Genomic DNA, 24975 nt, shown 5'->3' with positions numbered 1-24975 from the left:
GATGGTGAATGACCAGCATCTCACCAGATTGTTCAGGACCAAGGGGGTTCAGCAGCGACTCGAGTCTGGCGAACTCCTGTATGAGCAAGGCAGCGAACCCCAAACCGTCTATTACATCTCCGACGGACGGCTGGCTCTCCACAGAGCGGGCGAGGACGGATCATCAATACTGATTGCCGAGAAGTTGTCCGGCGATATTGTCGGTGAATCTTCGGCACTCGATGGCGGTTTGCGAACGGTCTCGGCAAGCGCGACTCAAAGCTCGGAAATTATGGGTATGCCGTCAGAAGAGTTCCGCCAGGAACTTCTCGCTGACGCCGGTCTGTGCTTTGAGGTTGCCGTCGGACTTGCCCGAGTTCTACGTTCGGCAACCTAGGCGATCATCTGCGCCTAGGCTTCCGTCTCGCGCAGGACACCGTGTGGCCAGGAGATCAGCACCTCGCGGCCCACTGAGCGCGCATAGGAAACGGCGTCGGCGGTGCCGCCTGGTCCACGAGCGGGCTCGCCGTCCCAAACCGCGAACAGGGTGTCGCAGTGATCGACGATGAAGCGGCCAGCCGCGTCGTACGCCTCGTCCGTGGACTGCAGGAAGTCGAGCACAGTCACTTCATCGGCTTGCGACAGCAAGTCTAAGTACCGAGCCTGATCCCGTGGCGCGAACGTCGTTTCGAAGTCCGCAGCCGGAATGATTGCATGCAGCGCGCCTCCGAGCTCCAGGGTCAGCTCGGCGAACAGTTGATCAGCACCAATTGCCAGGCTGCTCAGGCCAAGGACGGGGGCAGGCAAGCTACGAAGCAGCTGCCGGAGATCCCGCCGCGCCTGCGTCTCTGCAGTCGAAGGAAGTCCCCGATGGCCAGTCACGCCGACTTTGGTCACAGGTTTCCTTTCGAAGCTATGTGGCGACAACTGGCGTCTGGTGATGTCATGAAACTGCGCTGACCTCGCTGTCGGGACAAGACCCGCCGCGCAGCAGGGTCGTCAGTCGCGGCATCACCGGGGAGGACCCCTTGACGGTACCAATGAGCAGCTCCGCACGGACGATGACCGACGACGACCTGCCGGGACTTCACGACGCCGGGGACAGGGCGTCCCTGGAAGGACAGCGCTACTTCGTCGTCGCCAGCGGGATCAAGCTCGGGCTGGCCGCCGTCTCGGCTGTCATCAGCGCCTTCTCTGGTCCGCGCGGTCTCGCCCTCGCCGTCGCCGGCCTCTTCCTCGGCGTACTGTGCGCAGAAGCCTGGCTCTGGGCGAGGAAACCCGAACGACGGTGGTACGACGGTCGCGCGTTCGCGGAGTCGGCGAAGACGATGGCCTGGCGTTTCGCGGTCGGGGCAGCGCCGTACCCCAAGGCCGATGCCTCGGCCGAGGACCGCTATCTCGCCGACCTTCATCGCCTTCTGGACGACGGCCCCAAGACCGACATCTATCCGTCGGACAAACCACCGATCAGTACTGCGATGGCACAGGTCAGAGGGCTTGATCTGCAGGACCGCCGACGTGTGTACCTGCGCGACCGTATCGACGTCCAGCTGAACTGGTACCGCACGAGGGCCCTGATCAGCCGCAAGCGATCGAATCAATGGCGTACGGCGCTGATCGCGGCCGAAGGTCTCGGGGTGTTCTTCGCGTTCGGGCGAGCGAGCGACCTGATCCCGATCGATGCCGGCGGCATCATCGCGGCCTTCGTCGGCGCCGGCGCGGCCTGGCTCGGCATCCGGCAGCACGAGAACCTGCAACGCGCCTACACCTACGCCAGTCAGGAACTGTCCATCGCCCGGAATGCGCTCGAACGGTGCACGAGTGACACCGAGTGGCCCCAACTCGTCGCCGACTCCGAGGAAGCCATCAGCCGCGAACACACCATGTGGCGAGCCTCCCGCTCCTCCAGCTAGCCCCGCGATTGTCGGCGGGTCAGGAGACGCAGGTCGACGGGCGCTCGGATGCCAGCAGGACTTTGCAGGCGGTGCGGACGAGCCCGGACGGCGAGAGGTCCCAGGCGATGACACGCCCAACAGTGTCGCGAGTGATGAAGCGGTCGGCACCGGTCGCGGCCCATTCGAATCGAGTTCCGTCAGGAGCCGGGATCGCCAGGCCGACCGGCGTAGCGGTTGTCCGGTCCCACAGCTGGATCGAACGATCCTGGCTCGCGGTCGCCAACCAGCTCTGACCGTCACCGGCGAACAGGCCGAGGCCTATCACTGCGTCCTCATGTGACGCCACTTTCGTGGGCTCGACCGGGTCCGACTCGGACAGCCTCCAAGCGAGTGCCTGACGATCGTCGGCGCCTGAGTACAGCACCCGGCCGGAGTCGTCGTACGCGAGACTCGCGACCTCCCTGCCGTCGTGCCCGGCGCCGAGGGTGCGGACGGCATCGCTCCGTAGCGACCAGGTTCCAACGACCCCGTGGACCGTGCCCCAGGCGACCGATCCGTCCGGCAAAGATTGCAGGACCCGAATCCCGTCGCCCGCCCTAGCCTGAACCCGCCGCTCGACCTGATCGCCGTGCACCAGCGCGAGCTCTCCGGCCGCCGTGCCGACGGCCAACCGATCCCCGACCCACTCCAAGCTTAGGATCTTCGCGGTCGACACCTGGATCTCCCGACCAGGTACGAGATCCTGGTCGAGGGTCAGAACGGAACCGCGCGAGGTTGCCACCGCCAGCTGTCCGGCGCTGCCCGCCGCGACCGCGGCCGGCCCGTCGTCGACCGGATGCCCAGACTTCGGCGAACCCGAACGCGGTCGGACGGTGACCGTCCAATCGTCCTCGTCCACGGTCACCAACTGACCGTCCTGGCCGACGTCCGCGAGCTGTGTCTGCGACGCTACCGGCACGCCCAGCAACGGAACCGCGCCCGGACCGTCCCAGATGACGACCTCGCCGTCGTACGCCACCGAGACGAGCCGGGACGACGTACCAGCGATACTCCTAACCGCGGATCGGTGCGAGCCGAACAACGCGAGCAGATTGTCGGTCCGCTGATCCAGCAACGCGATCGAGCCGTCCTGATGGCCGATCGCGAGCACGCCGTCATTCAGGAACGCCGCAGTGGTGGCCTGTCCTGGCGTCTTGACCGGTCTGCTCGTCGCCGGTCCCGCCGTACGGATCGACTCGACGAGTCCTTGTGACGACACCGTCGTCACCGCGCCGCCATCCGCAGACATGGTGACGCCTACCAGCTGCGAGCTGCTGGTTTCGAACACTTTCACCGCATGGGACCGTACGTCGAACACAGTCGCCTCGCCGGTCTGGTCGACGGCAGCCAGACTGAGTCCGTCGTCCGAGATCGCCAGGTCCGCAGGAACTCTCTTGGTCGTCCAGGACGCGGTCGATCGGCCGCTCCGGTCGAGCACGCTGATCCGCGGAGTCAGATCAGCCACCCCGATGTGGTCGCCGACCGCATCGACGGCAACGATCCCCAACCAGGGCTGCGACTCAGCCGGCACAAGCTTGGTCCGGTCGCCCTCCAGCATCACCAGCCGCTCGTCGTTCACCATGGCAACGACCGACCTGTTCTTGCTGGCAGCAACGGCGTCCCCCTGGCCGGCTCCGGATACGATGGCCTGCCGCTCGGCCGTCCGCTCGTCGACCCGCTCGACGCCTCCCCCAGAGGCCAGCACCAGCCCTTCCCCGTCCGTCCAAGCCGCGTCGGTGATGTGTGAATCGCGCCCAGCCAGGTATTGACGGGCTCCCGGCTGATCGGTGAGCACCTGCAGAAGCGCCGAGTAGGTCGCCGAATCGGGCGAACGCCGTACCGCTCCGAGTGCTTCCGTCAGGGCCGCATCGCGACGAGAGCCGGACAGACTCACCGCGCGGGCGGCCTGCTCGAGGGCGGCGATCTGCGTGTTCTGCCGACGCAGGACGACGACTCCGACCGAGGCAACGAGTGCGACCACGATGCCGACGGCTGCCAGCACACTCCATCGCCTCCGCTGGATCCGCAATCGCGTCGCCCGTTCCCGCGCCGCGGCGGTCTCGTCCCGCGCCCGCTCGCACGCCGCCAGATAGCGCACAGTCTTCTCGTCGACTTCGCGGTTCCTGAACCGGGCCAGCGCATCATCCAGCCGCTGGCCGGTCAGCAGGGTCCACTCCCCTTCGCCGCGGCGCGCCTCCCGTCGAACATCGTTCTCCAGGACCAGTTGAGCGTGCTCGTCCTTGATTGCTTTGGCGAGACTCTGCCATGACGTCATCAGTGCGTCGTGGGTCAGCGCGACGGTGGGAGCGTCGCCGGTCGCGTCCCGAATCGTCACCAGTCGTTGCTCGGCGAACGCATCGATGACGTCCCGCTGCGTCCCGGTGAACGAGTCGAGTCGACGCGCCACCGAGATCGGCTCCGCGGACTCGTCCACCACCGAGACGAAGGTCAGGATAGTCGCCGCGGCGTCGTCCTCCGATACGCGCGGAAGCCGTTGCAGCGCGGTCCGGGTGACGCCCTCGAGGATGGTCATCACCCCACCGACGTACTGGTAGTCCTGGATTCGCAGCGCATCACTGCGCGACCGGTGCTCCCACATCTTCGCCAGCGTGATCGCGAGCAACGGCAAGGCATCGCCGGACGGCGTCTCGTCGACCAGCCGGGCGACCACCTCGGTCTCGACCGTCACGCCGGCCCTGGCCGCCGGCTCGGTGACCACGTCGAACAGTTGTCTGCGATTCATCCCCACCAACAGGTTCTTTGCCACCAGGCGATCCGCGATCGGAGTGGTGAGGTTCGTGTCGACGGTCTTGGTCACCATGATCACGTGCAGGCTACGCAACCTGGCCAGCGCGGCGGCAAGGTCGTCGAGTGCCGGGATCCCTTGTTCGGTGCGCTCCGGATCCGCCAGCAGGCGTTCGGCCTGATCGAGCACCAGGAGCGGAGCTCGGACCTCCTCCTCGGAGGCCTCGGGAGTGGCGGCCGTTGGTAGACCGTCCATCGCGTGGGCGAGGTCGCTCCGGAAGTTCGGTCCGGGCTCGAGGACGCCGAGGACCAACCACTCGGGCCGGCGGCCGAGCCGCGGCAGCAGCCCGGCCTTCACAAGCGACGATTTGCCGGTGCCCGACGCGCCCGCGAGTAGCACGACGGAACCCCCACGGCGGGTCGGGTTCAGCGAGCTCTCCAGATCACGGATGTCCTGGTCGCGACCGAAGAACACCGCCGCCCGATCGGCCTCGAACGAGTCCAGCCCGGGGTACGGTGGCTCGTCGACGTCCCACTTGAACCCCGCGTCGGGTTCGTAGCCGGACCGCCGGAGTGCGGCCAGCACCTCCTTGTGACGCTGCTCGGTCTCGGGCCGGAACCGCAACTGATGCAAGCTTCCGAGCGCGGTGAATGGCTCGAGGTCGTCGATCGGGACCACGAGCACCGGCCGGTTCCGGAAGCGGGCAATCCCGATCTCCCGATGACACCACGCCGAGTCCGCGGACACCGCCGAGTACACGAACACCACGACGTCCGCCACCGCGAGCTGGCGATGCAACTGCATCTCCCAATCCCGCATCGGCAGCAGGCTCGTGACATCGAGAAACACGTTCTCGTACCCGGCATCCGCGAGCGCCTTCCCGAATGCCTCGGCCTCCGCCTGGTCGCGGGCCACATTCGAGTGACTGATGAAGACGGCACTCATCAGAGCGACACGGCGAGGGTCTTGCGGATGTTGTACTCACCTAGAAGCTGAAGAGTTCCGGCTACCCCGGCGTGCACGGTCAGCGTGCAGTGCCCGCTATCGGTATCGCGCTTGAGGTCCGCCGCAGTCGACGAGACTTTGAATGTGCGGGTGCGGTTGCTGTCCTCCCGATCAAAAACAGACACTCCGCAGCCCGACACGTCCAGGCCGTAATAACCATCAAGGCTGGAATCCGGATAGGTCATGCGAACCTTGACCTCGAACGGTACATCCGCTTCGACCGTATCGGTGCTGCTCGATACCGCGAACGAGAGCACCGACTCGACGATCCGTGTCTTCAGGACGAGGCGTGCCGGCAACCACCGGGCAGTTCCGGCCACGTCCACTTGCACCCTGCACATTCCCAGTGACGACGTGTTCATCACCGCGACCGCTGCAATCATCGAGCCCTTGATCGCACATTGATTTGTCGTGAGGCTCCGGGCGGTCCATTGACCGTCGGATGACGTACGAATCCCGTGCGGTCGGTACGCGAAACTATTCCGCGTTTCTCCCTTCAGGGCCCAGCTGATTTTGGGAGTGCCTTTCACGATTCGCACCGAGCGGTTCACCGAGGTGCCGTCCGCGGTCGCCGAGACGACGCAGGTTCCCGCCGCCAGCGGGCGGATCCGCTTCGACTCGGCCCGACACACGCCGGCCGGACTCGCCGTCACCGTTACCGGTTTACCGGCCGAGTGCCTCGCGACGATCGAGAATGCACCATCGGGCAGCACCGACTGTGCCGGTACCTTCAACTCCAGCACTCCGGTCGGGCCGGAAGCCGTCGCGGTCGTACCCGTTCCCATGCCTGTCGTTCCTGCCTGCCCCGTTCCGGGACCTCTCGTTTCCGACGTATTCGCCCCCGGCCGCCCGGACGAGCTCGTCATACTGGGCGTCGTCGCCGCAGGGCCCGCGCCGGGAGAAGTCGTACCGCCCCCTGGCGCGGTCGGACTCGGGCTCCCGCCGAGCCACGCCGGCCCGGAGCTCGCCGATTCATCGTCGCTTGCCGGCGCTTGGGAAGCGTGATCCGAACCACCACACGCCACCAACACAACGGTCGCGGCAACCACCGCCGCCAGTACCGCCGGCCGACGCTTTCCCCAATGCACACCCCTGTTCCACATGGTTCCCCCTAGTGCTCAATCACCAGACTGCACCTGTTTCCCATCCTTTGTCCCACACATTTCTGTGCCCAATTTCGGGCGAAGTAGGAAAAATTCTGACGTGATTCACCGAACGGCTCAAGCAAAGGCTTGAAAGATGGTGTTCGGAGTGCTGGCGAGTGATGATCGAATATGGGCCGCCGGTCCGTTTTATGGCGGATCATCGTCGAGGTCGCCGGGGGGGTGATCACCATGAATGCTGGACAGCCAGAGAAACAACCACCGGCAGCGCTGGTTCCGACACTGCTGGCGATCGCGGGCTCCGTGACGGGAACCCTCGTCACCATGGCACTGGACAAGTCGCCGGGCCTGAAACTCCTCGGAGCCGCCCTCGGCGCGGCCATTCCACCACTGATCGCTGCGTTCGGCTCGTTCTCCCGACTCCAACTGGTCGGCGGGCTGGGGGTCGCCGGCCTCGCGCTGCTCGTGACCTACTTGGCATTCGTCGTACCGGAGACGGCCCTCGGGAAAGAGACAACCTTCCCGGTGCCCGGGCCTCAGCCGACACAGACTGTCACGCCGCCCGATCCCACCACCCGGAGACCGAATCCAACCGAGCTTTGCGAGGGGCAATTGTGCATCGGTGTGACACCGAAGGAGCTCCACTGCACGGAGGACCACTGCGACGCTGCGGTCGAGGTCATAAGCGGCGGGAAGACTACTCTGCGAATCGGCGACATCGAGTTCAAGGGCGACATCGCGGAACGCTTCTCGCAGACTGGTGACTGCCGGAAGCACGTACTGCACCGGCTCGAGACGTGCCAGATCACGGTTCACGTGGCACCCGGCGAAGGCGGGACCGCGCAGATGCGGATCCACCAGAATCTCAAGGCGCCGGCATCGGCCGTTCGGCTCGAGGCCGACACCTGGACGACCACGCCCGAGCCCACAGATACGCCCGACCCGACCGTCCTCGGGCTGCTGCCTGACTTCACGTTGTCAACGGCGTTGAACTGCACTGTTGTTCCGAAGGGTCAGTCGAGCACGATCGACAGTCTCACTGTGTTCGTGCCCGTCCTGAACAGGGGGCCTGGCGGGCACAACCGACTGGTCCCGTTCCGACTTCGCAGCAACACCGGTCTCAGCGACAGCGGCGAGACCGCCTTCAACGCACCTGATGCCACTCGCATCGCGAGTACGGCGATGCAGGTCGAGCTTTCGTCGGGCGACTACGGGCGGTCGCACGTTTTCACGGTGACTGTAGATCCGAACAACGAGATCGCCGAGGCCGACGAGTCCAACAATCTTTTGCGTCTCAGGGTGTCGCTGCCGAGCCGTCCGCAGCAAATCCAAGACGTACCCTGCCCCGTGCTGTAGAACGACAGCCCGACCGGACCCCGTCAGCCGGGGCGGTGCGCAGCGACGGCCATTGTCACCGCCGCCATGATCACCAGCGAGAACTCGATCTCGCCCAACGACCTCTGCTGGTGCTCACATAAGCCCGCCCAACAAGGATTTCTAGTTGCTGTTGGCGCCCAAGCGCCCAGACTCAGCAGCTATGGAGTTCGATCCACGGCGCAGGCATCGAACTCCAGTCGTGTGGTTAAGGTGCGTGTCCCCCCTCGGACACCAACTCACCTAACTGGTCGCCCATCGAGTCGGCCTCGACGTCGGCAGTCTGGTCGATGTGGTGATACCTCGACGAGAGACCTGGCGCTCTGTGCAGCTGGTTCAGCTCCTCCGGAGTGGCTGAGTCCAAAGCCGCGTCGAGACGGCGCGCACGCTCGGTCAGAGCATCGGTTGCTGGTGATCATGCGGGAGTGTCGTCTCGCGCCGGCTTAGTCGCGCCGGAGGCTCGCATCAAGGAGGTACAAGCCGGTCCAGCGGCGCTTCGGAGGTTGCGTTTGAGGCGCAGTTGGGCGATCAGGCTGATGAGCGCGAGGATGATGGCAATCCCCGTGTACAAGGAGACGGCTGGGATCTCGCCTAGAGGGCGGGTGAGTTCACCTTCGATGACGATGGGCACTCCGAACGCTAGGTAGGAGACGAGGTAGATTCCGCCGACGACTCCCGCGCGCTGATGAGTCGCCGCGAGCGGAAAGATGAGGCGCAGGGCCGCGGTGAAGGATGCGCCGAAGCCGACACCGGCGATGGCCTGTCCGATGATCATGGTGGCCAGGCTTCCGGCGTACACACCGCTGATGATGCCGATGGCCCCGATGACGGACGCGTAGATTCCGATGGTCATCGCATGCCGAGAGTCGACGCGCGAACACCAGTCCGATGACGGCCGAGGTTGCCGGTGCTATGAACCCGGCCAGGCCGTTGAGCAGGCCGCTGTTCAGATGGAAGACGCTGCGAACCATGCTAGGTGCGAGCCCGCCTGACAAGCCTGCAAGCATCCAGACCGCGGCTACGACAGGCGCTGCCGCGGCGAATTCCTTTCGGGTGACGGGCGGGAAGGTGATGCGAGGCAGTAGCGAGGGGAGCGCACCGGGTGCGCGGGTCACGGTCTCGGGAGAGAGTGCGACGACGACAGCCCCGAGGATCGTGATGATCGTGAGGGCGACGAAGATGATGGTGTTCGCGGCGCTCGTGACCTGGATCGCCAAGCCGGCCAGCAAGGAACCGAGACCGAGCCCCCCGGTCAGACCGACGCTGCCGAGGATCGTCCCCAGTTTCTTCCGGTTGGGCGGAGCAAGTTCGACGAGCGTCGCGGTGAAGGCAGTGGTCGCCGCGCCGCCGGCCAGGCCCTGTAGGATCCGGCCGGCGATCACGCACCCGACGTCCGTGGCGACGAGGAACACGAGGTTCGACAGGATCTGAATGAGCAGGGCACCGATCAGCACCGGGCGCCGGCCGACGTGGTCGGACAATGACCCGACCGTCAGGACCGCGGCGAGGAAGCCGATCGCGTAGACCGCGAAGGCCAGCGTGAGGAGCGACGGGGGAAAGTTCCACTGCTCCCTGTAGACCACGAGCAACGGCGTCAGCGCACCTGCCGTCAGATACAGACTCGTGAAGGTGATCGCCGCACCCGCCAGAGCCAAATCTGCGGGCAGGATTGGCCGGCGCCACGCAGCGGGCGCCCCGGTGGAGAGCTGGATTGGAGACATGAAAGCTCCTTGCGCGATCGCCAGGGCGGTCAGTCGGTGCGTCATCTGGGCGCCGAAGGGCCGAACAGGTCGTGGGCGTCAACTCGGAGGATGCTGGTGGTGAGTAGGCGAAGCTCGCCTGCGGCCGAGCAGTGAGTGCACAGGTACAGGTCGCAGTGTTCTTGGGTGAGGTCGCTGATCCGCGAGAACACCCACTTGAAGCGAGCCCGGGTGCCAGGTCCGCACCGCGCGCAGGTCTCGCCGAAGTCGAAGGTGCGGTCACCGGGGCTCGGCGCGATCCATGCTGTGTGCCGGCGGTGTGCGAGTAGCGCCGCGGGGATGTGCGGATCGGCGGTCATTGTGAGGCCCTTTCTGTGATGCCGGACGCGTCGGCGCTCCCGGTGCGAGTCGTGTCGGTTACCCACACTGGGCGGGAGGGTGCGCCCCGGGCACCCGCGTAGTGCCGGGTCAACGCCCGGGTCGCCAACACCCAGGCCCCACTGGGATCTCAGACCCGGGGGTGGCCGGTGTATTCACGGGCGCGCGACTTCCTGTCCGGCTCCGACGGTTGGATTCAAGGACCCGCCCCTGTCGACCGCCGAGATGAGGCACTCATGAAATACGCAGCACAGCAACGGACCTCCGGGGTGCCGCCGAGCGCACGGATCGAGACGCTGGAGAGCCTTCGTGAGCACCTCCAATGGGCGATCGAACTGGAGCACGCCACCCTGCCGCCGTACCTCTGCGCGCTCTACTCGCTCGACCCGAAGCGGAACGCCGATGCTGTTCAAGTGGTGAGCAGCGTCTTCGTCGAGGAGATGATCCACCTCGCACTGGCCGCGAACCTCCTCAACGCCATCGGCGGGAAACCCTGCCTGGACAAGCCCGAGATGCTGCCCGGCTACCCGCAGCGCCTACCCCACGGCGACCGCTCGCTGGAGATCTCATTGGTTCCCTTCGGACCGGAGGCACTCGAGATGTTCCTCCGCCTCGAGCAGCCCGCACCGTGCGGTGCACCGCCAGAGGGCGACGACTACGAGACGATCGGGCAGTTCTACGACGCGATCGAACAGGGCCTGCACCGTATCTGTGCCCGACTCGGCGAGCAGGAGCTCTTCTCCGGTGACCCGGCGCGCCAGGTCACGGCAGACCACTTCAGCCACACCGCCGGCCGCCTGCCCCAGGTCGAGAATCTCGACACTGCTCTCGTGGCGCTGACGGAGATCGTCGAGCAGGGCGAGGGCACGCCCCGCGGCGAGGTGTGGGATGGCGACCAGGACATCTTCCATCCCGACCGGGACGAGGTCGCGCACTACTACCGCTTCGTGGAACTCAAGTTGGGCCGGCGCCACCGATGCGGCGACACTCCGAAATCCGGGCCCACCGGTGAGGCTTTCCCGGTGGACTACGGCGGCGCGCACCCGATGCGCCGCAACCCGCGACTGGCCGACCACCCGCTCGACAGCCCGATCCGAATCGCCCAGGCAGAGTTCAACGACACATACTGCGCATTGCTCCAGTCGCTGGATCAGGCGTTCAACGGCAGCCCGCAACTGCTCGGGGCAGCTGTTGGCTCCATGTACCAACTCAGAGCACAGGCCGTGAGCCTGATGGAGATGCCCGACGGAGACGGCCGAACAGCCGGCCCGACCTTCGAGTACGTCGAACCCGGCCTCCGCCGATGAGCCACGCCGGGCGAGGCCGCCTTACGCGTTGAGGAGTGTGCCGGATAGTTCACGGCGGGAGCCGATCCCGAGCTTGGCGAACACCTTGCCGAGATGCCACTCGACGGTGCGTGGGCTGAGGAACAGCTCAGCTCCGATCTCGGGGTTCGTGCGCCCCTCAGCCGCCAGTCGAGCGATCTGAGCCTCTTGCGCCGTAAGACTTTCCCGAGCCCCGACGGATCGCGGGTGGAGTGTCTCACCGGTGGCGACCAGCTCGCGACGGGCCCGTTCGGCGAAGGCCTCCGCTCCCATCTCGGTGAGCAGTTCGTACGCCGACCTCAGGCGACTGCGGGCATCGCGGCGACGGTTCTCCCGTCGCAACCACTCGCCGTACAGCAGTTGTGCACGCGCGTGCTCGACGCGCATGCGAGTCCGGCCGAGTCGCTCGACCGCCTCGACGTAGTAGCCCTCGGCTGCGTCGCCCTGGCTCACCTGTGCGTGAGATCGGGCCTCGATTCCCAGAGCCCAGTCCGTGCCGCTGGCCGTCGTTCTCCGAATCAGCAACTCCAGCGCATCCCCAGCACGGTCGGGATGGTCGCTTCGCGCGGCGGCCGCGACGAGCTCCACCAGCGACCAGGTGGAGAAGCCGAGCTCGTCGGGGAACCCAGCCCCTTGCTCTGCTGCTGCCATCGCTTCCTGGTAGTGCCCCAAAGCGTTGTGGAGAACGGCCGATGAGTAGTCGACGATGGTGAGTCCCATGCCCTCACCGCGCGCTCTGGCCTCCGCAGAGATGGATCGAACAAGTCCGGAGACGATGTCCGGCCGGCCCTGCCACGCCGCGAGCGCCAGAGCGCCGTAGGGCGGCAGGTGATTGCCCATGACCTCATTGATCGTTGAGAACTCGTCGACGAGCGCACCCGCCTCCGCGAACTCGCCTGCGAAGAAATGCAGGCCCATGCGACTGCTGAGTGCGATCGGCAGCACCGCGAGAGCGCCGGCATGCCGCGCGAGGCGGAGGTGGCGTGCGCACAACACCTCCCAGCTCTCGTCGTCCCACACGTCATGGGCGGCATGAGTGGCCAGCCATAGCCAGCGAAGCTCATCGGCGACCGACACCTCGTCGGTTCGCCAAGCACTCAATGCACGCTGCACTCGCGGGACGCCTTCCGAGTACCCGTCGGTCATCAGCAACGCCATACCGTCCAGCAACAAGCCGGCTGGACGCTCGGTCGATGGAGATACCGCACGGGCTGCCTGGGCGACATCGCGAACGCCCACATCTCCTGCCAGACGTCCGACCATCAGCCCCGCCGCCAACGCGTCGAGGTAAATGTCGCGGGCCGCACCTTCGTCCGACGCTTCCATCCGCTGAGCGGCTGACAGCAGCAAGGGCGGCGCGTCGCGGCCACGGCTGGAGAAGAACGCGATCTGCGCCCGGAGAACCTCCACCTCTGCGCGAGTCGGCCCATCGGGCGGCGCAGCCTCGACGTCCGCCAGAAGCGCAAGTGCCTCGTCCGATGACCCGGATTGATGCCAGGCTCTCGCGGCAGCCAGGATGCGGGCTGGACGTCGAGTAGGGTCGTCGGTCAGTTCGATGGCACGTTCGAGGAATGCCGCCTGTGCCGCCAGACCTCCTCGGGCCTGCGCCCGATCTGCCGACCTCTCCAATTCGACGGCGACCTCCTCGTCGGGGCCGCTTGCCGCGTGCGCCCGGTGCCACGCCCGACGGTCGGGATCGAGCTCCGGGTCGGTCTCCTCTGCCAGCGCGAGGTGCACGGCTCGCCAGTCGGTCATCGCTGCAGCCCGAGCAACGGCAGATCGCACCAGCGGATGCCGGAACCGAACCCGCGCACTCAGCTCGATCAGGCCCGCTCGCACCGCCGGCGCCGAGGCCGAGAGGTCGACATCGAGCCGCTGCACGGCTCGTGCCAGCATGCTGAGGTCCCCGACGGGTTCGAGAGCGGCCGCAAGCAAGAACAGGCGCGTCGGACCGGGCAGTGCCGCCAAGCGCTCCGAGAAGCCCTGCTCCAAGTGAGTCTCCAACGGAACGGCGTCCGCCAGGCCGAACCCGAAACTGAGCTCGGCTGTCGAAAGACCGCGAGGAAGCTCCAGTAGCGCCAACGGGTTGCCGTGGGTCTCGGCCACGATCGCCTCGCGCACCTGACGGCCGACCTCGCCCGTCAGGACGGTGTCGAGCAGCGCATGAGCATCGGCGTCCCTCAGCCCTCGAACCTCCATCGTCGGTTGCCCGGCCAATTCACTGTCCTCGTGCCCGCTCCGCATCGCGAAGACCAGTGCGACCGGATCGACCAGCTGTCGACGTGCCACGAACGCGAGTGTCTGGGCGGAGATGGGGTCGAGCCACTGCGCGTCATCGATCACACACACCAACGGCTGCTCCTCCGCCACGTCCGCGAGCAGGCTCAGAACGGCCAGTCCGACCAGGAATCGGTCCGGCGGTGACCCGATGTGCATGCCGAAGGCAGTGGACAGTGCATCGCGCTGCGGCCCGGCAAGGCGATCCAGGTGATCCAGCATCGGCGCACACAACTGGTGCAAGGCGGAGAAGGGCAACTCCACTTCGGCCTCGACGCCCGCCGTTCGTGCCAGCCGGCAGTTCGGCCGAAGCCCACTCGCCAGGTAGTCCAGCAGAGCTGTCTTGCCGACGCCTGCCTCGCCCCGCAGCACCAGCACCTGGCTCGCGCCGGCGCGCACTTTGCCCACGAGGGCGTCGAGGGTCGCGCACTCGCTCTGCCTGCCGCGGAGCTCTGGGGGCAGCCGGTGTGACGTCACGTCGACAACCGGGAACCGGGAACCGGAGGAACCACATGTTGCCGTACCCATCGAGCCTCCAGGTGAGGTCGACGTCTGCCCAGGCTGCCTCGATGACTCACGTCATCGTTTCGGGAACACGCACAGGATCGGGCGGGAGCCTCCGCCGGATTGTCTCACACGAGCCGCACAACAGCTGGTGGCACGAACGCTCCACCACTCCCGGAGTGGAACAGGCGCGGGTCGGACGTGGCACGCTGGTCGGGTGACCATTGACCGGTACGAGCTCGTGGGGATCTTCGGTGGCGCTGTCGATGCCGGCGTCGCCTCGCTGTTCGTGGGCGCCGGCTTGTCCGCGGCGGCCGGACTGCCGTCCTGGAGGGGCCTCCTCGGCCCGCTCGCCGCCGAGATCGGCCTGGCGGGTGAGTTCGCGGATCTCCCACTGCTCGCCGAGTACTACGAACAGAACGGTCCCGGTCGGCGGCCGGCGTTGGAGACTCACCTGCGCAACGTGCTGTCGCCGTACCGGACACCGGCGGAGAGTCATCGCCTGATCGCGAAGCTCCCGATCGACGAGATCTGGACAACCAACTTCGACTCGCTCCTGGAAGCAGCAGCTCCTGATGCCAGCGTCGCCGCACACGACAATGACGCACTCGACATCGGCACCGGACGCCGGACGATCATCAAGATGCACGGCAGCCTCAGTCTCGGCACCCCGTCGGTCTGGAACGCCCCGCCCGTGATCACCCGCAGCGACTTCGAGCAGTACGAGGACACCCACCCCCGGATGTGGGCACTCCTCCGAGCGTCCTACCTCACCCGCACCATGCTCTTCCTCGGCTTCAGCTTCGCTGACCCCAACATCGACGTCCTGCTGCGACTCGCCCGCCGATACGGCACCACAGCTGCTGACCGACACCTCACAGCTCTGCGTCGACCGGCCGACCCCAAGAGCATCCAACTCCACGAGCTGCGGGTCCGCGACCTGGAGAACAGCGGTGTGCACGTCTGCGAGATCAGCGACTTCAGCGAACTCACCCCGATGCTGCACGCAATCACCACCCGGACCCGGCCCGAACGCTTGTTCATCAGCGGGAGTGGCGACAACGCACAGCTGAAACCGTGGTACGACAAGCTCGCCGTCGCGCTCACCGCTCGTCCTCCGTCATGGCAGCTCGCCACGCTCGGCGGACCGGCGGGATGGGGTGTCACGAGCCGGCTCGCCGAGCTCCTTCGAGCCAATGGCCACTACTCGCCTGACCGCTTCCGCATCTACTTCCGCAAGAATCCCGGAGAGCAGACGCCACCGATGGACACGCATTTCGGCACGGCGATCTTCACTGACCTCGAGCGGGAAGAACTCGTCGGCAACGTCCTCGACAACTGCCGCGCACTACTGGTCATCTGCGGCGGAAGCGGCACCAGCGAGGAGGTGCGACTGGCTCTCGAGCACGGCGTGAGCGTCATCCCCCTGGCCTCCAGCGGCGCGACCGCACGCGCCGTTTGGGACAGCTCGTCCAGCCCTCCGGACCTCGGTGGCCGCCCGTGCGATCCCCAGGTCTGGCAGAACCTGGCTGACCCCGATCCGGATGTAGCCGTGATGGCCGCGATCACCGCGATCGACCAGGCGATGTGCCGCCCGAGAACCTAGACCTTCGGCGTTCGCGCACGACCTCGAGCGCATGTTCTGGCACGGGTGGGTGCAGGACCAGGACTGCGACGACCGGGGTCATGACGACAGCAGTGACCGCGAAGGGAACCGGAAGTATCGGGTCGAGCAGGATCAGGACGACTGCCAGCGGGATCGCTGCGTTGACGACGCGGTCGGCGGCGCCACACAGAGCGATCCACCAGATGCCGAGGACAAAGATCGCGATCGGAACAGTGACGGTGAAGGAGGCGGCCACGTCCCCGAGTTTGCTGCGGTGGGTCAAAACGCCGATCTCGACTTCGATGCCTGCCGACAAGGCGCCGGCTGCGGCGAAGACGAAGTAGTGAACGTAGCCGTAGCGCGGAGAGCTGCCGAAGGCGCTGATGGCTCGGTGATGTGGTGGCCAGAAGTACATCCACCACCGGGCTGCGGTGACGACGAGGGTGAGGACCGCGATCGAGTCGGTGTCGTCATCACTCAGGTCGGTGGCGCCAGGTCGCAAACAGTGCGTCCGGCTCCCCGTCGGAAAGTACGCCGCCGTAGAAGGTCTGCTCCGAGACCTGGAATGCATAGGGCTCCAGATCTTTGGAGAAGACCTCGACCACGTGCGTCGGGTCCATGCCGATCACGTCCGTGGTGCGCGGATTCGGCGTCGACATGACAACCCCGATGAGTGCCTTCTCCTGCATGCGCTCGATCAGGTCGCGCCAGTTGGACAGGTGCTCGATGATCTCCAGGGCGACGAAGAAATGAGCCTCCCGTGGCGGCGTCCAGTCATTCAGATTCACGCCATCGATGCCGCCGTCCACGGGGATGTACCGGCCTCGCCACCCGTACTCCGCGCGCAGGCAGTAGTCCAGCTCGGTCATGCCCGCGCCGACGTCGACGAGGGTCATGTCATTGTTCAGGCCGCTCGCCGTCAGCCAGTCCGCGGCAGCGCGGTACCGGACGGCACGGAACTCGTACTTGCCGGTGCGATCGCCCAGATAGGAGTCGCAGGACTGGATGGTGGGGGTCCAGGTCATCAGCGCGCCACCCCTCTCGATCAACAGGTCTCGGGATTTCGATCAGTGCCTCTGTTCCAGGCAGTTCAACTCTCGGCGCCGAGCAGATGGGCGCGCGCCTGTGAGTACCCCAGCCACCCCCTGGTCCGAATTCCCGGGGCCTGCGGTGGACCGCAGCGAGTGAATCGGGACAACCCGGGACCGGGTGACGTCCCGGCGGGCGACCCGGGCATCGACCCGGGACTACGCGGGCGCCGTGGGCCTGCCCTGACAACCAGAGTGGCGGCATCGCTACACCAACGGACTCACCGCACTAGGAGGACTCCATGCAGTCTCATCCCACAACCACTCCCCGACGCCGTCGCCGAAGAATCGCTGCGCTCGGGGCCGCCGTAGTCGCCGTCCTGACGGCCGGCGTGTCACTCACGGTGCCGGCCGAGGCGCACACCACCAAGCCGACGATCGTACTCGTCCACGGCGCGTGGGCCGACAGCACGAGCTGGGACACGGTCACCCGGGAGCTCAAGGACGACGGCTACCGCACCGTGACCCCCAAGCTCGGCCTCAACAGCGTCGCCGAGGACGTCGCGATCGTCCGTACGGCGCTGAACAAGATCTCGGGGAGAAAGGTGCTTGTATCGCACTCGTACGGCGGCATCGTCACCGCCGGTGCCTCGCACGGCCGCACGGACATCTCCGCGTTCGTCTACGCGGCGGCCCTGGTACCTGACGAGGGCGACTCGATCGCCAGCCTCGGCGCCGATTTCATCCCGTCCGAGGCTTTCGGGCACCTGGTCTTCACCGGCGAGCCCTTCGCTTCGCCGGCGTTCATCGACCCGGCCTTCTTCCACCAGTACTTCGCTCAGGACCTCAGCAAGCGACAGGCAGCCGTATTGAACGCCGCCCAGCGGCCGCTCAATTTCTCGATCGTCGGAACACCCTCCGGCCCCGTCGGCTGGCACAACGTCCCGTCCTGGTACGCCGTGTCCGGTCAGGACCGCATGATCGACCCGGCCGAAGAACGCTCGATGGCGGCACACGTCGGCGCCACCGTCGTCGAATTCCCCACCGCCAGTCACGTCGGCGGAATCACCCGGCTGGCATCACGGTTCGCCGCACTCATCGAACACGCGGTGAACTCAAACCGAGTGAGGTGACCCCGAGCTCCGCGCCACCTCAGCCGAGCAGCTCACTGGCCAGGCCTGTTCTCAGGCCGGGCCAGCGAGTGCGTGGACGGGGAAGGCGCAGACCTCCGATGGGTTCACCGGTCCAACAGGGCGATTAGGTCTTGGCGGACCTGGTTCATGCTGTCGTCGCCGGTTGCCTCGACGATGAGACGGAGCAACGATTCGATGTTGGCGGGGCCGCCGAATACCGCGTCGTGGTCGGCTATGGCCTGCTTGATGAACGAGTGTCCGACCCGGCTGCGGACGAGTGTGCTGCCGTGCTCGGTGATCTTCCCGGCGACAGCTTTGCCGGCGATGACGTTGTAGACGAGCGCGAAGCCGGGGTGCTCGGCGAGTTCCGCGCGGCGATGAGGCTGATGACCTGGTTGGGAGACACGGTGTCACCAGCGGGTTGGCCTCGTGACGGGAAAAGGTGCCATCGAGATCGAAGTAGAGCGGCACGATGTCAAGGGTGGGATCGTCGAGCACGACGGGGCGGCGTATCCAGCCATTCCGTTGCCGGCATCGATGACGATCTTCAACCGGCGGCTGCCGGCGAGGCTGGGGAGGTACTTGGCGTACGAGGGCAACAGGTCCCCGGACTGCGAGTTCCGGCCGGTCCGTCGTGCGTCGCCAGACCGGTCCCCAGCAGGGTCCTCACTTCGGTCAGGTCGGTGTGGCGGGTCCTGCCAGCGGGTGTTGGTCGCCGGGTCGTTCATATTGCTCGCGAGGTCCAGTACGCGGCGGTCATGAGGACTGGTCCAGTCTGGCAACGCCGATCTTGGAGTCGGCCATGCCGTAGAACACGTAGCGCACGCCGTCGACCTGCTCGATGGCGGTCGGGAACACCACATCGGATGCGTCGAGCAGCAGTGCCCGGGCCGCGCAGACAACCTTCTGCGTTGTCGGGTCGAAGCCCTGCGGCTGCTTCCCGGTCACGCCGTGGTGGATCATCAGCCGGTGGCTCCGCAGATGCACCAGGTTGCGTACGTCGTCCTCCACCAGCGAGACCGCCACGAACGACACCCAGATCCGCGGCCTGTCATCGGTGACCCCGGCCGGCACATGCACGCCCTCCCCCTCGCGGAACCAGCTCAGGTCCGACATCGGCCGATGCAGCATCGCGTACGACGGCTCGCCGTCCGGCTGTCCCAATCGTTCCCAGTTCCGCAGGTCCGACAAGACCGCGAGAGCGGGTTTCGGCCCGAGTGACCCGTACGCCACGTACGTCATCACGTGTCTGCCCAGCGATGAGATCCAGGCGACCCGTGGATCCTCGACGCCGGCATTGTGCAGGCCGCGCTCCCAGCCCTCGTCCGGAGCGAGCGCGATCCCCTCGCGGGAAACACCGGTCGGCACACCGTCAATGACCTCGACCTTCGCCAACCCGACCCGAGGTACGTTGCCGGAGGCAACGAGCCGGGGCAGCAGATAGAGGATGCCCGGATGGTCAGCCCTCGATCCCCGACTCGATGCCCTGGGAGATGAAGCGCCGCTGGAAGACTGTGAACAGGCCCACAGCTGGAGCGGCCAGTACGCAGGCCCCGGCCAGAACTGCGCCGATCGGGTTCGCCGCGCGCGCCGACACGGTGGTCAGGTAGTTCGACAGGGACACCGCGAGCGGCTGCAGATCCTGCTGCTTGGTGATCAGGAACGGCCACAGGAACTCGTTCCACGGACCGATGAAGGTGATCAGCACTCCGGTCAGGAGGGCAGGTTTGACCAACGGGAGGGCGACCCGCCACAGGATGTTCAACTCGCCTGCGCCGTCGATCCGGGCCGCGTCGAACAGCTCCTGCGGCAGCTGCAGGAAGTACTGGCGGAAGACGAACACCGCCGTGGAGTTGATCGTGAACGGCGCGATCATACCGAAGTAGGAGTCGGCCAACCCGTAGCTGCGCACGATCACCACGTACAGCGGGATGGTCAACAGCTGGAACGGGACCACCTGGACCAGCAGCATCAGGCCGAACACAGCACCTCGGCCGCGGAACTGCAGCCGGGCCAGTGCGTAGCCCGCGAATACGCCGAAGACGAGCGTCCCCAGGATGACCCCGCCGGTAAAGATTCCCGAGTTGAGCAGGGACCTGCCCAGGTTGATCGCGGCGTCGATCTCGGCATAGTTCCTGCCGGTCAGGTTCCCCGGCGACGGGAAAGCACCCTGGACGCCGGGGTCCGGTTCGGCCTGCAGACTGCCGACCAGCATGTAGTAGAAGGGGAACAGGAAAACGAAGGCCCCGAGTAGTAGAGCCAGGAATCGCCACAGACTATTCATCGAGCCTCCCGCCCGACGAACCGGCGTTCGAGCAGGGCCAGCAGCATCACGCCGATCACCAGCAGTACGCCGATCGCCGAACCCACATCGGGATTGCCCTGCTCGATGCCGCGTTGGTACATCACCAGCACCGGCGAAGCGGAGGCGCCGTCGGGCCCGCCGCCACCGGTGAGCAGGTAGGGCTCGGTGAAAAGGTTCGCCCCGGTGACGGTCGCCAGCAGGACGACCAGTGTTGGGGCGGGCCGCACTCCGGGAACAGTGACATTCCAGAAAGACTTCTCCTACCGTGAGCTGATCGTCAGCTGATGTACTGACAGCCCCAGGCTCGCGGCGACCGGCACCCGTCGGCGCCGGTAGGTCCCCGGGTCCGATCCCCGGTCTGCCTGACCTGGGCGCGAACGGACGAGGCGGAAGGGCTGCACGCGGCACGGCAGAGTAGGGTCTGCGCCCCATGCCGATCGCCTCGGGAGCTTGCCAAACCGGTGGGCGTACTCCCTACCATCGACCATGGGTCCGTCCAGCGGTCGCCCGCGGTCTGTGTTGCGTGGTCGACGCAGTGAGTGCGAGGTACTGGCCACCCTGCTGGACGGGGTACCTACAGGGCAGAGCTCCGTGCTGGTGCTGCGCGGTGAGGCTGGCTGCGGTAAGTCGGCTCTGCTCGACTTCATGCTCGAGCACGCGGCGGGCTTCCGCGTCGCGCGAGTCGTCGGCGTCGAGTCGGAGATGGAGCTCGCCTATGCCGGCCTTCACCAGCTCTGTGCGCCGATGCTCGACCGGATCGAGAAGTTGCCACCCCCACAACGCGATGCGCTGCGGGTCGCATTCGGGCTGCAGGACGGCGCCGCACCTGATGGTTTCCTCATCGGTCTTGCCGTCCTGACCCTGTTGGCGAGTGCGGCTGAGGAGCAGCCGCTCGCTTGCGTGATCGATGACGCGCAGTGGCTCGATCGAGCCTCCGTGCAATCTCTGGCCTTCGTTGCACGACGACTGATGGTCGATCCGGTGGCCTTGATATTCGCCGTGCGGGAGCCCAGCGACGAGCTGACCGGCTTGCCGGAGCTCAAGGTTCAGGGCCTCAGCGAGCGCGACTCCCACCTGGTCCTGGCCTCGGCGATTCGTGGACCGCTCGACGTACAAGTGCGCGACCGCATCGTCGCGGAAACGCGGGGCAACCCGTTGGCGCTGTTGCAGCTGCCGCGCGTGCTGACGCCGACAGAGCTGGCGGGCGGATTCGGCCTGCCCAACACGGCGGCTGTGGCGAGCCGCGTCGAACAGAGTTTTTATCGACAGTTCCAATCGCTTCCGGACGATACGCAACAGCTTCTGCTCACCGCTGCCGCTGAGCCCATCGGCGACATCACGCTCCTACGCCGCGCAGCCGAATTACAGGGAATCGGAGGCGACGCTGCAGCGCCTGCCGTGGCTGCAGGACTGGTCGAGCTCGGCGCCCGGGTCCGGTTCCGCCATCCGCTGGTCCGCTCGGCGGTCTACCAGTCGGTGTCCGCGGGCGACCGGCAGGCGGCACACCGTGCGCTGGCAGAAGCAACCGATCTGGTGCTCGATCCCGATCGGCGCGCCTGGCATCTCGCCCGTGCGGCGTCAGGGCCGGATGAGGCAGTGGCCGACGAGCTGGAGCGTTCGGCCGAGCGGGCGCGCGCCCGCGGCGGCGCGGTCGCGGCGGCCGCGTTCCTGGAACGCGCGACCGAGCTGACGCCCGATCGCGCGCGCCGTGCAACGCGTGCACTCGCCGCCGCTCAGGCCAAGCTCCTGGCCGGCGCGCCGGACTCGGCCCACGCGTTGCTTGCGGCGGCCGAGCTGGCGCCGCTCGACGGCATCCGGCGGGCCGGGCTGGAGCGGCTGCGCGCACAGCTGTCGTTCTTGCTCAGACGCGGCAACGAAGCTCCATCGCTACTGCTCAACGCCGCCGTACACCTCAAGGCGCTGGACACACAGTCGGCGCGTGAGACTTACCTCGAAGCGCTCGGAGCGGCGATCTTCGCCGGCCGCCTCAGCAAGAGCGGTGGCAGCGTGGCCGACACCGCCGCAGCAGCCCGCACGGCGCCCCGGGGCCCGCAGCCGGCACGTGCGATCGATCTACTCCTCGACGGTCTCGTGACAAGGTTCACCGAAGGCTACGCAGCGGGGGTCCAGCCGCTCCAGCGGGCGCTGCGCGCGTTGTCCGAGGAGGAGGGCCGCAGTCAGGACGACACCCGCTGGCTCTGGCTGGGATGCCGAATCGCCCCGGATCTGTGGGATGACGAGTCGTGGCATGAGCTGACCACCCAGCAGCTTCGGCACGCGCGGGATGCGGGCTGGCTGACCGCCCTCCCGATCGCGCTCACCTATCGTGCCGGCGTTGAGATACATGCCGGCGAGTTCGCCTCCGCAGCAGAGCTCATCGATGAGGCCGCCGTGATCACCGAGGCAACCGGCAGCCCCCCGTTGATGTACAGCTCGCTGGTGCTCTCCGCATGGCGGGGTCAGGAAGCCCAGGCCACGACGCTGATCCGGGCCAGCATCGAGGATGCAACAGCCAGGGGTGAAGGAAGGGCGATCGCCTTGGCGGACTACGCCACAGCGGTGCTCTACAACGGTCTCAGCCGCTACCAGGACGCGCTCGCCGCCGCGCAACGGGTCTGTGAACACGATGACCTGGGTCTCTTCGGCTGGGGTCTGACCGAGCTCGTGGAGGCGGCTGCGCGCAGCGACCGATCGGGCATCGGCGCTACAGCCCTGCGGCGACTCGAGGAACGAACCCGCGCCGCCGGGACGGAGTGGGCGCTCGGAATCGAGGCCCGCTCCCGCGCGACGCTGAGCGACGGCGACGCCGCCGACGCCCTCTACCGAGAGGCGGTCGAACGCCTCGCCCAGACCCGGATAACCGTCCACCTCGCCCGTGCTCAACTCCTGTACGGCGAGTGGTTGCGTCGGGGGAACCGTCGGGTGGAAGCCCGCCGGCAGCTCTACCTGGCCCACGACACGTTCAGCCGCGCCGGGGCCGAGGGATTTGCCGAGCGTGCCCGACGCGAGCTGCTCGCCACTGGCGAGACACTTCGAAGGCGGACGGTCGAGCCGCACGAGGAGCTGACCGCGCAGGAGGCGCAGATCGCCCGGCTGGCCCGCGACGATCTCACAAATCCCGAGATCGGCGCCCGGTTGTTCATCAGCCCTCGCACTGTCGAATGGCACCTTGGCAAGGTGTTCGCCAAACTTGACATCACCTCCCGCAAACAACTGCGCCGTGCGCTGCCCGACTCGAGCTCGGCCGCCTCGTCGTCAGACGATTCGCCTTGATCGTTCTCGACGATCTCCTCGATCGGTGTCCGGTCGACGGTGAGTACGACCTGAATGTTGCCACGGGTGGCACCCGAACAAGGGCCATGCTCGTCTGCCTCGGCCATCAGGTCCGCGCTGTGCCCGGACCGGCCGCCTTCGGTGACCGCCTGGGCGGTGTAGACGACCCGGTTCAACGCAGTGACTGACATTTCATTGCCTCTCCCAGTCGGGTCGAATGTCGCATCACATCGGTGTCGGAGAGGCGGACGGCTGGTCCAGCGTGGCGTGGACCCGGATCTCGACATTTCCCTCCAAGGCTCGCGAGACTGGACAGCTACGTTCGGCCTCATGGGCTGCCCGTTCGAGCGATGCGGCATCGGCTTCAGGGGCTAGAGCACGGACGTCGAGCAGGCTCGAGACGATCGTGGGATCGCCTGATGTCTCCAGCGTGACTGTGGCGATGACCTGCAGGAACTCCGGAGGCGTCCCCTGTCCCGCAAGTACAGAGCCCAGCGCCATGGCGAAGCAACCTGCGTGCGCCGCCGCGATGAGCTCCTCGGGGCTGGTCTTGCCTGCAGGCTCACCGAAACGCGATGCCAGCGTGACCGGCAGGTCCCGGATCGCGCCGCTTCCTCCCGAGGTGACCCCGGTCCCCCGGGCGATGCTTCCTGTCCAGTCAACTTGCGCCGTTCGCTGTACTGCTGTCATCTGGGATGCTCCTTCAATCATCGATGCGGACGGGACCCGCGGCTGCGGATTTGCCTGACACAACTGTCATGCCGCGCAGAGCCCCATCGCGCCCGGGAGACCCCGGGCCATATCCCCGGGCGTGGCCCGGTACACCGCAGAGCAATCCGTTCGGGCTGACGCAGTTCGAGGCCTCGCTCTGCGCTCGCGACCTGGATTCTCCTCAAATGCTGATCTCTACGCGTGCGGTTAAGGCGCGTGTTCCTCCTCGGACACACAACTCATCGCCAGGGGTCCCCATCGGGCGGGCGGCGTTCAGCGTCGTCGTCAGGTGGCCCGAGCAAGGGCCGCGTGTGCTGTTCGCGCAGCTGCGTGGATCCCAGCCTGCATCCGATGCTCTGCGCAACTTGTTCATGTCCCGGTGGACCGGATCGAACAGCGAGCCGATTCGCCGGTTGATGCGCGGAACGATCAACCGCAGCCGAGAGCTCATCGATCACAAGCACCTTCAGCCGGTGCCGTTCAGGTGCCTTCGCGGATGCGGGCGCGGACCGGCGTCAGCAACGACGTACCCGCAACAGCGGACCTGACCCCTGGCTGCGTGCCCATTCTTGCCAAATCGGCGCGTTGCTGGCG

Annotated in this window: 20 protein-coding genes and 1 pseudogene; 7 read left to right on the top strand and 14 right to left on the bottom strand. The window is 66.7% G+C overall.

Annotation, left to right across the window (positions count from 1 at the left end):
• Nucleotide 1 precedes the first annotated feature (1 nt).
• Nucleotides 2-376, top strand: coding sequence for a Crp/Fnr family transcriptional regulator (locus EV645_RS32190; protein WP_130447799.1), 375 nt, complete (start codon nt 2-4; stop codon nt 374-376).
• Between the two features lie 14 nt (nt 377-390).
• Here the strand turns inward: EV645_RS32190 and EV645_RS32185 are convergent, their stop codons facing one another.
• Nucleotides 391-876, bottom strand: a complete 486-nt coding sequence (locus tag EV645_RS32185) for an LOG family protein (RefSeq protein WP_130447798.1) — start codon at nt 874-876, stop codon at nt 391-393.
• Between the two features lie 143 nt (nt 877-1019).
• Between EV645_RS32185 and EV645_RS32180 the strand changes: the two genes are divergently transcribed.
• The gene (locus EV645_RS32180; protein ID WP_130447797.1) at nt 1020-1892 is read left to right on the top strand and encodes a DUF4231 domain-containing protein; all 873 of its coding nucleotides are present in this window, start codon (nt 1020-1022) and stop codon (nt 1890-1892) included.
• A gap of 19 nt (nt 1893-1911) precedes the next feature.
• On the opposite strand, the gene EV645_RS32175 is transcribed toward EV645_RS32180, so the two are convergent.
• Nucleotides 1912-5604, bottom strand: a complete 3693-nt coding sequence (locus EV645_RS32175; protein ID WP_130447796.1) for an nSTAND1 domain-containing NTPase — start codon at nt 5602-5604, stop codon at nt 1912-1914.
• On the bottom strand, nt 5604-6449 hold the full coding sequence (locus EV645_RS32170) for a hypothetical protein (RefSeq protein WP_130447795.1): 846 nt from the start codon (nt 6447-6449) through the stop codon (nt 5604-5606). Before EV645_RS32170 ends, EV645_RS32175 begins: the two co-directional genes overlap by 1 nt.
• Nucleotides 6450-6938: 489 nt before the next feature.
• On the opposite strand from EV645_RS32170, the gene EV645_RS32165 reads away from it, so the two are divergent.
• Nucleotides 6939-8123: a hypothetical protein gene (locus EV645_RS32165; RefSeq protein ID WP_130447794.1), complete on the top strand. Its 1185-nt coding sequence runs from the start codon at nt 6939-6941 to the stop codon at nt 8121-8123.
• Nucleotides 8124-8556: 433 nt separating this feature from the next.
• Here EV645_RS32165 and EV645_RS42955 read toward each other — a convergent pair whose 3' ends face one another.
• The 3 genes and pseudogenes from EV645_RS42955 to EV645_RS32155 form a co-directional block, all read right to left on the bottom strand.
• Nucleotides 8557-8994, bottom strand: coding sequence for a PucC family protein (locus tag EV645_RS42955; protein ID WP_242000788.1), 438 nt, complete (start codon nt 8992-8994; stop codon nt 8557-8559).
• Between the two features lie 73 nt (nt 8995-9067).
• Nucleotides 9068-9862: pseudogene (locus EV645_RS43460) on the bottom strand (MFS transporter); the annotation flags it as partial.
• Nucleotides 9863-9903: 41 nt separating this feature from the next.
• Nucleotides 9904-10200 carry a hypothetical protein gene (locus EV645_RS32155; RefSeq protein WP_130447793.1) on the bottom strand — a complete coding sequence of 99 codons (297 nt, stop codon included), beginning with the start codon at nt 10198-10200 and terminating at the stop codon, nt 9904-9906.
• A gap of 255 nt (nt 10201-10455) precedes the next feature.
• On the opposite strand from EV645_RS32155, the gene EV645_RS32150 reads away from it, so the two are divergent.
• On the top strand, nt 10456-11526 hold the full coding sequence (locus EV645_RS32150) for a ferritin-like domain-containing protein (protein ID WP_130447792.1): 1071 nt from the start codon (nt 10456-10458) through the stop codon (nt 11524-11526).
• Between the two features lie 21 nt (nt 11527-11547).
• On the opposite strand, the gene EV645_RS32145 is transcribed toward EV645_RS32150, so the two are convergent.
• A complete protein-coding gene (locus EV645_RS32145) occupies nt 11548-14349 on the bottom strand; it encodes a helix-turn-helix transcriptional regulator (RefSeq protein ID WP_130447791.1) in 2802 nt (933 codons plus the stop codon).
• 193 nt (nt 14350-14542) lie between these two features.
• Here EV645_RS32145 and EV645_RS32140 point away from each other — a divergent pair, with 193 nt between their 5' ends.
• A complete protein-coding gene (locus EV645_RS32140) occupies nt 14543-15931 on the top strand; it encodes an SIR2 family protein (protein ID WP_130447790.1) in 1389 nt (462 codons plus the stop codon).
• Here the strand turns inward: EV645_RS32140 and EV645_RS32135 are convergent.
• Both EV645_RS32135 and EV645_RS32130 read right to left on the bottom strand, forming a co-directional pair.
• A complete protein-coding gene (locus EV645_RS32135; RefSeq protein WP_198681992.1) occupies nt 15891-16433 on the bottom strand; it encodes a low temperature requirement protein A in 543 nt (180 codons plus the stop codon). The two genes, EV645_RS32140 and EV645_RS32135, sit on opposite strands and share 41 nt — an antisense overlap.
• Nucleotides 16405-16956 (bottom strand): hypothetical protein, encoded by a 552-nt coding sequence (locus tag EV645_RS32130; RefSeq protein ID WP_130447788.1) that lies wholly within the window; start codon nt 16954-16956, stop codon nt 16405-16407. The genes EV645_RS32135 and EV645_RS32130 overlap by 29 nt, the downstream gene beginning before the upstream one ends.
• A 305-nt stretch (nt 16957-17261) precedes the next feature.
• On the opposite strand from EV645_RS32130, the gene EV645_RS32125 reads away from it, so the two are divergent.
• Nucleotides 17262-18092, top strand: coding sequence for an alpha/beta hydrolase (locus EV645_RS32125; RefSeq protein WP_130447787.1), 831 nt, complete (start codon nt 17262-17264; stop codon nt 18090-18092).
• 104 nt (nt 18093-18196) lie between these two features.
• On the opposite strand, the gene EV645_RS43455 is transcribed toward EV645_RS32125, so the two are convergent.
• From EV645_RS43455 to EV645_RS32105, 4 genes are all read right to left on the bottom strand, one after another.
• On the bottom strand, nt 18197-18391 hold the full coding sequence (locus tag EV645_RS43455; protein WP_422386656.1) for a hypothetical protein: 195 nt from the start codon (nt 18389-18391) through the stop codon (nt 18197-18199).
• 457 nt (nt 18392-18848) lie between these two features.
• Nucleotides 18849-19460, bottom strand: a complete 612-nt coding sequence (locus EV645_RS32115) for a glycoside hydrolase family protein (RefSeq protein ID WP_242000786.1) — start codon at nt 19458-19460, stop codon at nt 18849-18851.
• Nucleotides 19461-19551: 91 nt separating this feature from the next.
• On the bottom strand, nt 19552-20376 hold the full coding sequence (locus EV645_RS32110; RefSeq protein ID WP_130447786.1) for a carbohydrate ABC transporter permease: 825 nt from the start codon (nt 20374-20376) through the stop codon (nt 19552-19554).
• Nucleotides 20373-20624, bottom strand: a complete 252-nt coding sequence (locus tag EV645_RS32105; protein ID WP_242000785.1) for a hypothetical protein — start codon at nt 20622-20624, stop codon at nt 20373-20375. Before EV645_RS32105 ends, EV645_RS32110 begins: the two co-directional genes overlap by 4 nt.
• A gap of 259 nt (nt 20625-20883) precedes the next feature.
• Between EV645_RS32105 and EV645_RS32100 the strand changes: the two genes are divergently transcribed.
• Nucleotides 20884-23670 carry a helix-turn-helix transcriptional regulator gene (locus EV645_RS32100; RefSeq protein WP_130447785.1) on the top strand — a complete coding sequence of 929 codons (2787 nt, stop codon included), beginning with the start codon at nt 20884-20886 and terminating at the stop codon, nt 23668-23670.
• Between the two features lie 225 nt (nt 23671-23895).
• On the opposite strand, the gene EV645_RS32095 is transcribed toward EV645_RS32100, so the two are convergent.
• Nucleotides 23896-24360: an OsmC family peroxiredoxin gene (locus EV645_RS32095; protein ID WP_130447784.1), complete on the bottom strand. Its 465-nt coding sequence runs from the start codon at nt 24358-24360 to the stop codon at nt 23896-23898.
• Nucleotides 24361-24975: the final 615 nt, after the last annotated feature.

This window comes from Kribbella rubisoli (assembly GCF_004217145.1).
Classification (GTDB): Bacteria; Actinomycetota; Actinomycetes; order Propionibacteriales; family Kribbellaceae; genus Kribbella; species Kribbella rubisoli.
The sequence above is the reverse complement of the archived record's forward strand: the minus strand, read 5'-3'. Positions and strand labels throughout refer to the sequence as shown.

Excerpts from the sequence above, each read along its gene's own strand:
- EV645_RS32190 (WP_130447799.1), top strand. The coding sequence starts at position 2 with ATGGTGAATGACCAGCATCTCACCAGATTGTTCAGGACCAAGGGGGTT.
- EV645_RS32180 (WP_130447797.1), top strand. The coding sequence starts at position 1,020 with ATGAGCAGCTCCGCACGGACGATGACCGACGACGACCTGCCGGGACTT.
- EV645_RS32175 (WP_130447796.1), bottom strand. The coding sequence starts at position 5,604 with ATGAGTGCCGTCTTCATCAGTCACTCGAATGTGGCCCGCGACCAGGCG.
- EV645_RS32170 (WP_130447795.1), bottom strand. The coding sequence starts at position 6,449 with ATGGGAACGGGTACGACCGCGACGGCTTCCGGCCCGACCGGAGTGCTG.
- EV645_RS32165 (WP_130447794.1), top strand. The coding sequence starts at position 6,939 with ATGGGCCGCCGGTCCGTTTTATGGCGGATCATCGTCGAGGTCGCCGGG.
- EV645_RS42955 (WP_242000788.1), bottom strand. The coding sequence starts at position 8,994 with ATGACCATCGGAATCTACGCGTCCGTCATCGGGGCCATCGGCATCATC.
- EV645_RS32155 (WP_130447793.1), bottom strand. The coding sequence starts at position 10,200 with ATGACCGCCGATCCGCACATCCCCGCGGCGCTACTCGCACACCGCCGG.
- EV645_RS32150 (WP_130447792.1), top strand. The coding sequence starts at position 10,456 with ATGAAATACGCAGCACAGCAACGGACCTCCGGGGTGCCGCCGAGCGCA.
- EV645_RS32145 (WP_130447791.1), bottom strand. The coding sequence starts at position 14,349 with ATGGGTACGGCAACATGTGGTTCCTCCGGTTCCCGGTTCCCGGTTGTC.
- EV645_RS32130 (WP_130447788.1), bottom strand. The coding sequence starts at position 16,956 with ATGACCTGGACCCCCACCATCCAGTCCTGCGACTCCTATCTGGGCGAT.
- EV645_RS32125 (WP_130447787.1), top strand. The coding sequence starts at position 17,262 with ATGCAGTCTCATCCCACAACCACTCCCCGACGCCGTCGCCGAAGAATC.
- EV645_RS32110 (WP_130447786.1), bottom strand. The coding sequence starts at position 20,376 with ATGAATAGTCTGTGGCGATTCCTGGCTCTACTACTCGGGGCCTTCGTT.
- EV645_RS32100 (WP_130447785.1), top strand. The coding sequence starts at position 20,884 with ATGGGTCCGTCCAGCGGTCGCCCGCGGTCTGTGTTGCGTGGTCGACGC.
- EV645_RS32095 (WP_130447784.1), bottom strand. The coding sequence starts at position 24,360 with ATGACAGCAGTACAGCGAACGGCGCAAGTTGACTGGACAGGAAGCATC.